The sequence below is a fragment of the Candidatus Pelagibacter sp. HIMB1623 genome (assembly GCF_052047695.1).
Lineage (GTDB): Bacteria > Pseudomonadota > Alphaproteobacteria > Pelagibacterales > Pelagibacteraceae > Pelagibacter.
Window position 1 is genome coordinate 1 of the sequence record NZ_JBNAJN010000006.1, and the last position, 13,463, is coordinate 13,463.

The 13,463-nt window shown below is 23.2% G+C and carries 13 protein-coding genes; all 13 read left to right on the forward strand.

The annotated features are described in order from the left end of the window. Nucleotides 1–27: 27 nt before the first annotated feature. On the forward strand, nucleotides 28–1,458 hold the full coding sequence (locus tag ACTTBN_RS03040; RefSeq protein ID WP_440680913.1) for a hypothetical protein: 1,431 nt from the start codon (nucleotides 28–30) through the stop codon (nucleotides 1,456–1,458). An 87-nt stretch (nucleotides 1,459–1,545) separates the two neighbouring features. Beyond that, complete coding sequence (locus tag ACTTBN_RS03045) at nucleotides 1,546–3,252, forward strand: ATP-binding cassette domain-containing protein (RefSeq protein ID WP_440680914.1); 1,707 nt, start codon at nucleotides 1,546–1,548, stop codon at nucleotides 3,250–3,252. Between the two features lie 22 nt (nucleotides 3,253–3,274). Beyond that, on the forward strand, nucleotides 3,275–4,291 hold the full coding sequence (locus tag ACTTBN_RS03050; protein ID WP_440680915.1) for a glyceraldehyde 3-phosphate dehydrogenase NAD-binding domain-containing protein: 1,017 nt from the start codon (nucleotides 3,275–3,277) through the stop codon (nucleotides 4,289–4,291). 4 nt (nucleotides 4,292–4,295) lie between these two features. Further along, nucleotides 4,296–4,829 (forward strand): hypothetical protein, encoded by a 534-nt coding sequence (locus tag ACTTBN_RS03055; protein WP_440680916.1) that lies wholly within the window; start codon nucleotides 4,296–4,298, stop codon nucleotides 4,827–4,829. Next, nucleotides 4,826–5,770, forward strand: a complete 945-nt coding sequence (locus ACTTBN_RS03060; protein WP_440680917.1) for an NAD(P)-binding domain-containing protein — start codon at nucleotides 4,826–4,828, stop codon at nucleotides 5,768–5,770. The genes ACTTBN_RS03055 and ACTTBN_RS03060 overlap by 4 nt, the downstream gene beginning before the upstream one ends. Continuing rightward, on the forward strand, nucleotides 5,767–6,471 hold the full coding sequence (locus ACTTBN_RS03065; protein WP_440680918.1) for an SDR family oxidoreductase: 705 nt from the start codon (nucleotides 5,767–5,769) through the stop codon (nucleotides 6,469–6,471). Before ACTTBN_RS03060 ends, ACTTBN_RS03065 begins: the two co-directional genes overlap by 4 nt. Continuing rightward, on the forward strand, nucleotides 6,455–7,219 hold the full coding sequence (locus ACTTBN_RS03070; protein ID WP_440680919.1) for a sugar phosphate nucleotidyltransferase: 765 nt from the start codon (nucleotides 6,455–6,457) through the stop codon (nucleotides 7,217–7,219). The genes ACTTBN_RS03065 and ACTTBN_RS03070 overlap by 17 nt, the downstream gene beginning before the upstream one ends. An 8-nt stretch (nucleotides 7,220–7,227) precedes the next feature. Further along, entirely contained in the window at nucleotides 7,228–8,385 is a 1,158-nt protein-coding gene (locus ACTTBN_RS03075) for a glycosyltransferase (RefSeq protein WP_440680920.1), read from the forward strand. A gap of 4 nt (nucleotides 8,386–8,389) precedes the next feature. Continuing rightward, nucleotides 8,390–9,394 (forward strand): NAD-dependent epimerase, encoded by a 1,005-nt coding sequence (locus ACTTBN_RS03080; protein WP_440680921.1) that lies wholly within the window; start codon nucleotides 8,390–8,392, stop codon nucleotides 9,392–9,394. Nucleotides 9,395–9,401: 7 nt separating this feature from the next. Then, the gene (locus tag ACTTBN_RS03085) at nucleotides 9,402–10,106 is read left to right on the forward strand and encodes a CDP-alcohol phosphatidyltransferase family protein (protein ID WP_440680922.1); all 705 of its coding nucleotides are present in this window, start codon (nucleotides 9,402–9,404) and stop codon (nucleotides 10,104–10,106) included. 6 nt (nucleotides 10,107–10,112) lie between these two features. Next, nucleotides 10,113–11,966, forward strand: a complete 1,854-nt coding sequence (gene asnB, locus ACTTBN_RS03090) for an asparagine synthase (glutamine-hydrolyzing) (protein WP_440680923.1) — start codon at nucleotides 10,113–10,115, stop codon at nucleotides 11,964–11,966. Continuing rightward, entirely contained in the window at nucleotides 11,963–13,060 is a 1,098-nt protein-coding gene (locus tag ACTTBN_RS03095) for a glycosyltransferase (protein ID WP_440680924.1), read from the forward strand. Before asnB ends, ACTTBN_RS03095 begins: the two co-directional genes overlap by 4 nt. Nucleotides 13,061–13,152: 92 nt before the next feature. Then, nucleotides 13,153–13,463, forward strand: a 311-nt coding sequence (locus tag ACTTBN_RS03100) for a hypothetical protein (RefSeq protein WP_440680926.1), incomplete at its 3' end; no start/stop codon positions are given.

The following is a 13,463-nucleotide window of genomic DNA, read 5'->3' on the forward strand; positions in this document are numbered from 1 at the left end:
TAATTTGACTGTGTAAATTCTTTAAAAATGAAAATTAACTATATCTACAAGAATGAAAAATTTTCTATTTCAATATTTAATGAATTAATGAAGATTTATAAAGGTATAGAAAAAATAAAAAAAAAAAATGAAGCAAACATTGCTGGATTATTGTTTCATGAATTGATGTATTTTTTTCTTAATAAAAAAATAAATAAAAATTCTAATTCAGTTAATTTCAAAAAAAATGAATATCATCAGGTAATCAAATTTGGAAAAAGAAATAATAAATATATTTATGATTTAAAAGAAAATAGTTTTTTTAGTTTATTATTATACAAGCTGTATTCAACGATATTTTCCTTTTTTAAATTTGAGAAAAAACTTTTTTTAGGCCAAAGTATTCCTTTATCAACAAAAGATAAATTTTTTTTGATATTTTTTTCTTTTATTTATAGATACAAGATAGTTCTCTTAAATTATAAAGATTGCAAAATACATTTAAGTAACAATACAAAAAATTTTTTTTTAAAAAAGGTTTCTAGATTATTAACTATAAACAAAATAAATCACAAAAATCTTAATGATATTAAATTTATAATAAATAAAATCACATGTGAAAAAGAATTATTATTAAAAAAAAATAATAATATAATTATTTGTGGATCTTTGGGCATTTTTCAAAATAGGTTGCTTGCAATTAAAAAAAAAATTTTTCAATCAAAGCTATGTGTAATAAATCATATACCTACATTTGGCTTTGTTTCTTATAATGCTCTAAAATATGATGATTTTTATTTATGTGATTATTATTTGACTCCAGTTGGAAAAAAAATAAATTTTGATGATAATTATATTGGTATAAATGAGCAAAATTATAAAATTCTTGGAATAGAAAATAAATTTTCAAAATATGCTTCTAATTATATTAAAGAAATAAATTTTAAAAAATTAGATAGAAAAAAAATTTTATATGTTCCTGCGAGAATTGGTGGTCCAGTCTTAAATGGAAAAAATAGTATCAAAATAAGCGATTATAATAAATGGCAAGACCACTTAGCTAATAACTTTGGTAAAATAGATGTAAAGTATCCTTTGAAAAAATTTTATTTAAAAAAAAATAAAAAATTTAATATTTTGGATTCTAAACTTGAATTAATAAAGATTTCTAAACATTATGATTTAATTTTAATTGATAGCATATCATCTTCGACTTTTTCTGAATTAGCGTTAACAAATATTCCAATATTATATTTTAATATAAACATTGATATGTTGACACAAAATGGAAAAAAAATTGCCAATAACAGGACTACTGAAATTAAGGTAGATATTTTCAACAATTATAAAGGTTTTAAATCTCTTGATTTACTTGATTCAAAAAAAAAAACAAAAAATACATTTACGTCAAATTTTTTTAATAAAGACAATCAATTTGTTTTATATAAAACTTTGGTTGATGTAAATAATAAGGTATAGATTGAGCACAGATATTAGATTTTAATTCTTCGATTAATTGTTATAAAATTAAAAATTATTTAATATTCAATAAGAAATTTTGAAGGTATGTTAAGTTCTTTAAATCAATTTTTAAACATTTTTGCCGAAAATAAAAAAAAATATTATTTTTTTTTTATATTTGCAAATTTAATTATCACTTTTTTAGAAATGCTAGGAATAGGTATTATATTTCCTCTTCTTAAAATTATTATAGACCCCACTTTTGTATTAAGTATTAAGGAATATGATATTAAGGTAATAAATAATTTAAATGAGAGTGAATTTTTAATAGTTATTTTAATTTTGATGATCGCAATCTTTATCATCAAAAATTTTTTAATTGGAATTTTGAGCTGGGCACAAATAAAATATTCTCTATATTTACAAAATAAAGTAGCAACAACTTTGTTAAATAAATATATTAATAGTAGCTACTTATTTCATAAGCAAAATGATTCCTCTAAACTTATACGAGCTATAAATTACGACTCTATGATTGTAATTACAGGATTTGTTATTCCATCATTTTATTTCATTACAGAGGCATTTTTATTTATAGGGATAATTGGATTGTTAGCTTTTTATCAAATTTACGGTTTGTTAATTGCTTTCTTTTTTTCTGTAATTTCAATTTTAATTTATAAAAAATTTAGTTTAAAATTAAAAGATCATGGAAAAAAAAAACAATTAAATGAAACGTTAAAATTAAAATATGCAACAACAATATTCGAAGGAATCAAAGAAATATTATTTTATAGAAAACAAAACTTTTTTTATAATCTTTATCAAGAGGCAAATTTAAAATCTAATAATAGTTTATTATTTCTGGAAGGAGTAAAACTTTTACCAAGATTATTACTAGAAACATTTGGAGTTATTATACTTGGCTCAATAATGGCTTTGCTTATATTAAGTGAAGTAAATTTGTCAAAATTACTACCTGTTTTTGCAATTTACGTGGTGGGTGGATTTAAAATTTTACCTTCGTTAAACAGAATTATAAGTGCTGTTCAACAAATGAGATTTAACAAAATATACTTAGAGACATTGGTTAACGACTATAAAAATCAGAGGAATTTTCAACATGTATCTAATGATGCAAAAATTCAAAATATAAATTTTAATGATAAAATAGAATTAAAAAATATTTACTTTGACTATAAAGTTAAAGGCAGAGAAAAAAATATACTTACTAATACAAACATTAGTTTTAAAAAAAACACTATAACTGCGATTGTAGGCAAAAGTGGCAGTGGAAAAAGCACAATTGTAGACATTTTGCTTGGATTATTAAAACCAGATTCTGGTGAAATAATTGTTGATGGAAAATCAATTAATCCAAATATTTTTAAACTTAAAATTGGCTATGTTCCGCAAAATAATTTTTTATTAAATGATTCAATTAAAAAAAATATAGCAATCGGCATACCAGAAAATGAAATAGATAAAACGAGAGTTAATAGAGCCTTAGAATTGTCTAATTTAATTAATGATTTTAAGATATCAAAACTTTCAATAGAAACTTTAGTTGGAGAGAAAGGATTACAAATTTCAGGAGGTCAAGCCCAAAGAATTGTTATCGCAAGATCATTATACGAAGATCCTGAAATTATAATATTTGATGAAGCCACTAGTTCATTAGATCAATCAACTGAGAGTGAAATTTTGCAAAATTTACTAAAATTAAAAGAAACAAAAACAATTATACTAATAACTCACAATGAAAGAATTTTGAAATTTTGTGACAAGGTAATTTCAATTGAAAGAAAGTAAATAATATACTATTAAAATTACTATGAGAATTGCAATAAATGGAGCTGGAAGAATTGGAAGATGTTTAATTAGAAAAATTATTTTAGACGAAAATCTTAAACTTACACATATTAATGATCCTTATTTAACCCCTGATAGTTTTTGTTATTTATTGAACTATGACTCAATTTATGGCTCATTAAAAAATAAAATAAAAAAATTTAAAAAAAATCAAATCATTTTTGGAAAAAAAAAAATAATTTTTACCAGACATCAAAATTTATATAATAATAAATTTTCAAAAGATTTAGATATTGTAATAGACTCATCTGGCATTAAAGAAAATCACAATCAATTACAGAAATTAATAAAAAAAAATAATTTAAAAGGAATCATAACTCACACTTATGAAAAATCTGATATTCAAATAATTTTCGGTGTAAATGAGAATAAATTTAATTATAAAAAACATCATTTAGTTTCATCCTCTATTTGTGATGCTGTTGCAATTGGTCCAATTTTAAACTTGATAAATAATAATTTTAAAATAAATAATGGATCAATTTTAACACTCCATCCTTGGCTAGGTTATCAGAATTTGGTTGATGGCCCCTCTAGATCATTTGCATACCCAGGAGAAATTGTTGAAAATTTTAGCTTAGGTAGGGCATCCACTGAAGCATTAATTTCAAAAAAGACATCGTGTGTTAATGCTATTGAAAATGTCATGCCAGGGATGCTAAAAAAAATTTCTTCAATGTCTTTTAGAGTTCCCACTCAAATAGTCTCTTCAGCTTATATTTATCTTACTTTTAAGGATAAAATAGATTTAAATAAATTACTTTTTGAAATTAAAAATTTTATTAAAAATCAAAAATATAAAATATTTATGTTCAACAAAGATCAGTGTATCTCAAAGGATTTTATTGAAAACGAATATTCCACAATAATAGATGAAAGATGGATTGAGATTAAAAATAATAATTTAAGAATCTTAGTATGGTACGATAATGAATTTGGATATAGCTCAAGAGTAATTGATTTAATTAGAAAAATGTAAATAAATGAAAAAATTCAAAAATAAAATAATATTAATTGGTGGAGCTTCGGGAGTAACAAAGTCATCATTTAGTTATCAATTAATGATAAAACATAAGATAATTCATAAACTTGGATCTGGTTTCATTAGAGAAATGGCAAAGTCTTTTATTTCTAAAAAAAAAAATATAAATCTTTATACCCACTCATTTGAAACAAACTTAAAGAAACCTATTAAAAATTTGGTATTACAATCAATTCCATTAAAAAAAATGTTTCAAAATGCAATAAATAGAGCAAATAGAGAGGGTACATCAATAATTATAGAGGGGGTAAATATAATTCCAGGTTTATCAGAGTTTAAGGATATTGATAAAAAAATTTTACTCATAATTAAAGATGAGAAAAAACATTCAAATTTGATTAATAACAATAAAACTCACAAATTGAGAAAAGTTGATGTTAAACATTTTAGAAATATTAGGTTAATTCAAGAAGAATTGATTATACGTGCAAAAAAATATAACTGGCAGATAATAGATAGGAGCAATTTATTGTGAAAAAAAAAATTGGAATATTTGGTTATGGCAGTCAAGGAAGAGCTCATGCTTTAAATTTAAGAGATTCAGGTAATGAGGTATTAATTGCAAATGTTAGGGATAAATATTCTAAAGTTGCAATAAAAGATAAATTTAAAATATATTCATTCCAATATGTGGCAAAACAATCTGATATTATATTTTTTCTCCTGCCCGATCACTTACATAAAAAAATATATGAAGAAATAATAATTAAATATCTGAAAGTTGGATCTACAATCATTGTAGCTCATGGATATTCTTTGTATTTTAAAGAAATTAAAATTTCCAAAAAATATAATTGGTTTTTGCTTGCACCAAGATTACCCGGTCCACCACAGCGGAAACTATATTTAGAAAACAAAAAGATACCTGCATTTTATTCAAAAATTTATTCAAGAAGTCCAAAAAATTTTGAAATAATTAAAAAGCTATCCAAAGATTTAAAATTTGCATTAGATAAAAGTATGAATACTAATTTAAGTGAAGAGACAGAATTAGACTTATTTCTGGAACAGTACGTAATACCTAAAATAATTTTCACTTTTGAGGAAAGTTTCAATTTTTTGATTAAAAAAGGGTATAATAAAAAAGTAATGATAATGGATTTATATGGGTCAGGTGAAATTGCTGATCAGATTTATAGAGCCTCAAAAGTAGGACTTCATCAAATTTGGCAAAATGAAGCTTCACCCACATGTAGATTTGGAGTTATGAGTAGTTTAAATTATTTTAAGAAAGATAAATTAAGAGAAAATAAATTAATGACAAAGATAATAAAGAACATCAAAAATGGCAATTTTAACAAAAAACTTAATTTAGAATACAAATCAAACCTTAGTAACCTAAAAAAATTTGATAAAAAAAATAATTCAAGTAATTTTTATAAAACATTAATTTCTATAAATAAAATTTTACGATGAAAAAACTTTTTCTGACAGGAGGAACATCAGGAATAGGATATTCTATTTTAGAAAAATTTTCTGATAATGGTTGGAGGGTATTTTCAACTTTCAATAAAAATAAAATTCAAACGAATTTATTAAAAAAAAAATTCCTAAATTGTAAATTTATTAAATTAGATTTATATTCAAAGAAATCTATTGATCAAGCTACAAGTAAAATCCCTGGTAAACTTGACGCAATTATTTTGAATGCTTCAGACACTATGTTTGTTCCAAAAGAAAAATTCAAAAAACTAACACCATTACTCTTTGAGAAATATGTGAGTATTAATCTTTTATCTCAGTATAGAATTATTTACAATTTAATGCCAAAGTTAAATAAAAATTCAAATATAATATTGATTTCATCAATAGCCTCAAAAAATGGCATTGGAAGTAATGTTGCATATTCTGCCTCAAAAGCAGCATTAAACAATTTAGCAAAATCACTTACAAATATATTTGGAGAAAAGATCCAAATTAATTGTATTGCACCTGGTTTAATGAAAACAAAATTTACATCAAAATTTTCAGAAAAATATTTTAAAAATTATAAATTAAAAACTCCTACAAAAAAACTTACCACTCCAGACAATGTAGCAGCCGTATCAATTTCACTATGTTTAAATTTTAAAAACTTTTCTGGACAGACAATTTTTTTAGATGGTGGCTCATCATAAAAAAATTGATTTAGTTATACCTTGTGCTGGGATGGGAAAAAGACTTGGTATTTTAACAAAATTTATTACTAAAAATATGGTGAAAATTCATGGTAAATCGATTCTAGAACACCAGCTAGATAAGTTTTATGTTCATAAAAAAAAAATTAGTAAAATTCACTTTATATTAGGTTACAAAAGTTCAATCTTAAAATCTTATATTCTAAATCTTAAATTGCCATTTAAAATTAAATTTCATTTTAATAAAAAATATAAAACAACAGGGTGTGCTTATTCATTTTCATTAGCCTTAAAACACTTAAAAAATGATGTGTTAGTTTTAAATTCAGACTTAATATTAAATCAAAGAAAAATTTCAAATATCATGAATATTGAAAAAAATAACTTTGTTTATTTGAGAAAACCCTTAATAAATAAAAAAATAAGACCTATTAAAGCAAAAATTTATAAAAAAAAAATAATTACTATTGATATAAATAAAAATAATTTTGATTTGGATGTTGTAGGACCTTTTAAATTAAGTTTGAGAATGATTAATAAATTAAAAATGATTCATAAATCATTTTCAAATAAAGAATTTTCAAAATTAAGTTGCTATACTTTCTTTGGAAAAATAACTAATTATATAAATTTAAATTATCAAATATTAAATGACAAAGATTGGTATGAAATAAATACCAAAAAAGAATATAGAGAAAGTTTTAAAGAAAAAATTTTTCTATCAAATACTAACTTCAAAAAATCTTAAATTAATAAATGAGTAAAATTAAAACTTGTGCAATAATTGGAGTGAAAAATACTATTTATTGCCCTTTCGAAGTTAACGACAACAAAGAAATTTCTAAACATTTTGATAAATTGAGTCTGTATTTTCTAAGATCAAGTAAACATAAAGAATTACCTAAATATAATGCCAAGATAAAAGTTTTTAAAACTAATCTTAGTTATGCATTTTTAATAAGATTAATTTTCTTTTCAAAAAATTTTTATAAATCTATAAAATTAATTTTATTATCAAACGACGCTTTATTAGAAAGAATTAAACAAATTATATTATTACCTAAAGCTCTCTTAATAAGTGAAAAAATAAATCAAAATCCACCTGATTTAATTCATTTATTTTGGGGGCATTACCCAAGTCTAGTTTTATTAAATTTAAAAAAAAATATAAATACTAAAATATCAATATTTCTAGGAGCTTATGACTTTAGAAAAAAACTAACAATTTCAAAAATTGCATCCAAAAGAGCAAATTTTGTTTTTACTCACTCAAAAAAAAGGGTTAATGAAATTAAAAAATTTTTAGGAACCAAAACAAAAATTGTATGTAATTATAGAGGAATAAATATTAATGAATTTAAAAATATATCTGAAAATAAAAAAAAATATACTTTTTGCACAGTAAGCTCTTTAGAAAAACATAAAAATGTTGAAAGTGTAATTTATAATTTTGAAAAAATAAAAAAAAAATATAATAAATCAAAATTATATATAATTGGAAAAGGAAGTTTGGAAAAACATCTCAAACAAATAGTAAAAAATTTAAAATTAGATGCTTCGGTAAATTTTTTAGGTTGGTTGCCTAAAGGTGATCTTTATAAAATATTGTGTCAATCTCAATTTTATCTTCATTTTTCTAAAGTTGATGTGATTCCAAATAGCATAAAAGAAGCAATGTATAGCAGATGTTTTGTTTTAAGTTCCAAAACTTTCGCTGTTGAAGAAATTATAGATCATGAAAAAAATGGTTTTATAATCAACCCAAATAATGCTAATAATATTCTTAAAGTAATCGATTTTTGTTTAAACAGTGAATTATCAAAAAACATCACAAAAAATGCTAGAATTACAATAAAACAAAAATTCGATTTAGAAAAGAATATAAATTTTTTTATTAAACATTTTTTATTTTAAGTTAATGAAAATTTTAGTAACAGGTTCCGCAGGTTTTATTGGCTCTGCTCTAACTTTGAGCTTGCTTGAACGTGGTGATGAGGTTATAGGAATAGATAATCATAACGATTACTATGATCAAGTTTTAAAAGAGGATAGAGTTAAAAGATACTATAACAATTTAAATTATCATCATTATAGAATAGATATTAGCGATCAAAGTTCTCTTGATGAAGTTTTTAAAAAATATAACCCACAAAAAGTAGTAAATTTAGCCGCGCAGGCAGGAGTTAGATATTCTTTAGAAAACCCTATCTCATATATAAAGAGCAATATTGTGGGTTTTGCAAACATTCTTGAATGTTGTAAAAAATTTGCTGTAGATCATCTGGTGTACGCAAGCACATCAAGTGTGTATGGAGCAAATACAAAAGTACCTTTTTCTGAAGATCATAGTACTAATCACCCTTTGTCAGTTTATGCTGCATCAAAAAAATCAAATGAATTGATGGCACATGTTTATAGCCATTTATATAATTTACCAACTACAGGTTTAAGATTTTTTACTGTCTATGGACCTTGGGGTAGACCAGACATGTCACCAATAAAATTTACAAAATCAATTCTGTCTGAGAAAACTATTGATGTTTATAATTTTGGAAAACATATTCGAGATTTTACTTATATTGATGATATAGTTGAGGGTATAATTAAGACCATTGATGCAATAGCTATCTCAAATGAAAAATGGAATAGTGATAGTCCAGATCTCTCAAGCAGTAAAGCTCCATGGAAAATTTATAATATAGGAAATAATAAGGAAATTAAGCTTCTTGATTATATTAATGCTTTAGAAAACGCACTAAATAAAAAAGCTAAAATCAACTTTTTACCATTACAACCTGGTGATGTTCTGAATACTTGTGCTGACATGAAAAAATTTATGCATGAATTAGATTTTAAAGCTACAACTGAAATTAAATTAGGTGTGAAAAAATTTGTTAGTTGGTATTTGGACTATTATAAATAAAAATATTATGAAAGAAGGACATCAAGTTCCCCAAAGAGATAATTTTTTTGAAGATATCTATTCAAGAGCAGCTAATAAAATAACTCCTTTTTTTTTAAATTTTACACCAAATCAGGTGACAATTTTATCTGGATTTTTTGGTATGATTGGATCTTTTCTTCTAATTTTTGATAATTATTTAACACTATTTTCTGCAGCAATATTAATTCAATTATTTTCTATATTAGATTTGGTAGATGGAAATATAGCTAGAATTAAAAATCTTCAATCAAAATTTGGTATGTGGCTTGATATTTTTTTTGACAAATTGGTTGATTTGTTAATTATTTTTATAGCCCCTCTTGGGGTTTATTTAAGTAATGGTGACCCAAATATCCTAATTTGGGGAATCGTTTTAATGGGTTCAGTTTTTTTTAATCAATTAATAATGATACTTAATAATACAAAAAATTATTTTGAATTTTCTAGAGGCTCGGGTTCTAAATTTACAAAAATTATAGAGGGTAAAAATTCTAAATTAAATTTTTTTTTTAAATTCATTTATTTTTTTAGGAAACATTTAACATATCAACATAATACATTTTTATTTTTAATCTCTTTTTTTGCAATAATTGATGAAATTCCTTTTGGTATTTATTTTTTAACACTTCATTCTTTAATTTCTTTATTATTATCTATAATCATAAATTTTATAAAAATAGGTAAAGATTAAAAATTAATGTGTGGTTTTTTGGGTTTAGCTGGAAAAAGTAATACTCCTGAAAATCTTTTTATAAATGCATTAAATCAAATAAATCACAGAGGTCCAGATGAAAGCACAATTTTTACTGATGTAAATTTAAAGTTAGGATTTAAAAGATTAAAAATATTAGACCTAAGCAAAAATGGAAGACAGCCTATGTCAAGTAATGATAAATCTACTACTATTATTTTTAATGGTGAGATTTATAATTACATTAGGATAAAGGATATTTTAATAAAATCAGGTGTAAAGTTTAATGGTAACAGCGACACAGAAGTATTATTAAACTATTATATTTTTTTAGAGAGAGATATTGATAAATTGGTAAAGAATTGCAACGGAATGTTTTCCTTTGCAATAGTAGATCGTTTTAAAAAAAAAATTTACTTTGTCAGAGATAGACTTGGTGTTAAACCGCTTTATTATTTTCAAGATAATAATAGAATAATTTTTTCATCCGAAATTAAATCAATAAAATATTTAATTAAAGACACTAGTATTTCAAAAAAAGCTATTTCAGCTTATTTGTCCTTAGGATTTGTACCACCCTGGCTATCAATATTTAGAGAGATAAAATCAATTAATCCTGGCGAATATGCTGTATGGGACTTTGATAAAAAAACATTAGTATTTAAAAAGTATTGGTTTCCAAGACCAAAGAAACTGAATAATGATTATAATTTAACTGATTGGAAGGAACTAATTAAGAAAGAATTGCTAGATGCTACAAAAATAAGACTAAATTCTGATGTTCCAGTAGGGTTATTATTAAGTGGAGGCATTGACTCAGGACTGGTTGCTGCTGCTGTATCAAAAATAGGATTTAAAGATCTAAATGCACACACCATCAGTTTCAAAGATTCTGATAGAGATGAGAGTTATTTAGCAAAAAAAACAGCAAATCATTTAGGTTTAAAATTAAAAATTCATGATATTGATCAAATAACTCTTAGTGATATTAAATCATCCATTCAGCATTTTGATCAACCATTTGCTGACCCTTCTTTAATCGTTACAGATTTAATATGTAGAAAAGTTTTTCAAAATTCAACCACTGTAGTGCTGACAGGTGATGGAGGCGATGAGAGTTTTTGTGGATACAGGGAATATTTAAAATTAGCAAAATATAATTTTTTTAATAAATTACCAGATATTTTACTCAATAATCTTGGCAAGGTTTTATCGAGGATCCCAAATCAAAAGATTAAAATCATTTCAAATAGATTAAAATTAAATAAGATTTCCAGAGTTATGTGGACTCATATATATCCTTTTGATGACTATTTAAGTAAACTTTTTGAAAATAAATTTAAAATAGATAATAAATTTAATTTTAATGAGGCTGAACAATTTTTAAAATATAACAAGAAATATGACAACTTAACAGTTTCTCAAATTACAGATCTAAACTGTTATTTACCAAGTAATGTTTTAAAAAAAACTGACATGATGAGCATGAAAAACTCTATAGAATTAAGATCCCCTTTTTTAGATTATAGATTAGTTGAACTTGGGTTATCAGTTCCAAAAGAATATAAAATTCAAAATAACAAAACAAAATATATATTAAGAGAAATTGCAAAAGATTGGCTCCCAGAAGAAATTTCAAAAAGTAAAAAAAAAGGATTTGGAGTCCCTCTTGATCAATTATTTTTGACAAATGATAATTATTCTCAAGAAGTAATTGATCAAATTTTAAAATTAAATGATTATAATTTTTTTGATAAAAATAAATTGAACATTTATTTACAAAAAAAAGATTTTTCGAGCTCTAATTTAAGAAGTATTTATAAACTGTATTGTTTAAGCATATTTTTAGAAAAAAAATGAATATTTTATGTTTTATAGATAATTTAAATGCTGGAGGAGCTCAGAGGCAAATTTGTTACTTAGCATCTTTTTTAAAAACACAAAATAACCAAGTTACTATTCTTACTTATCATCCTGGAGATTTTTTTTTGGATGAGCTAAAAAAAAACAAAATTCATTATGTCAATATACAAAATAAGAATAAATTTAAAAGAATAATAAAAATAATTAATTTTTTAAGATCTTCAAAATACGATGTTGTTATCACTTATCTAAGAACACCATCCGTTATTTCTGAAATGGCTAGTATTTTTGGAAAAAAATGGAAATTAATCGTATCTGAAAGAAACAATTATTTAAATGATAATTATTTTAATAATTTCTTAATGAGATTCATGCATATATTTGCTGATCATGTAATTGTAAATTCCAATACAGGTCTCAATTCAATAAAAAAATACTCTCCTTGGTTAAAAAAAGTTTCTTTAATACATAATTTTACAGATTTAGATTACTTTAAACCAAAAAAAATTTTTTTAGAAAAGAATGTCAAAAAAATAAATTTTATTGGTGTTGGAAAATATTCTGAACAAAAAAATGTTATAAATTTGATTGAAGCATTTAAAATAGTAAAAGAAAAAGCACCAAATATTAATTTTAATATAGAATGGTTTGGTGATAATTTTTCGAATAATCAATCAAACAAATATTTAAATAGAATTAGATCATTAATAAATCAATATAATTTAGATGATGTATTTATATTAAATCCAGAAACTCATGATATTTTAGACAAATATCAAAGATCTTCTGTGTTTATCTTGCCTTCGTTGTACGAAGGTTTCCCAAATGTAGTATGTGAAGCTATAGCTTGTGGGCTACCTGTTTTAGCTAGTGAGGTGTGTGATAATAGTTTTTTTGTAGATCATTCAAATGGTTATTTATTTAACCCAAATGACCCTTCAGATATTGCAGATAAAATAATTTCTTTTTCTCAATTAGAAGATAAGAGAAAATATTTATTGTCTGTTAATAGTAGAAAAAAAGCAGAATTAATATTTAGTAAAGAAAAATTTATAAATAATCACTTAAAAATAATTAATAAATTCAGGTAAAATTTTTAAATTTATTTTGTCCATATATTTGAACATATTGTGGATGAATTTATTTTTATTTAAAAATTATTAAATTAAAATATTTAAAGTTGATGACAAAAAAAAACTTATTTACATATTTAATAATTATTTATACTTTTTGTGTCCCTGTTTTCCCAAATCAAGTTGGAGCAATTGGCAATATTTTAATTAATGGGCTACTCATACTATTTTTATTTCCAATTTTATTTTTTAGAATTAATGAGATTTCAATTGAAATAAAAAAAAATACCTACTTTAAGGCAATAATTATTTTATATACATTTTATTTTTTATTAATTTTGTTCTCTTTATTAATTGGAGCATTACAACTAGATAATAAAATTATTATAAGAGACTTTTATGAATTTCATATACCTTTATT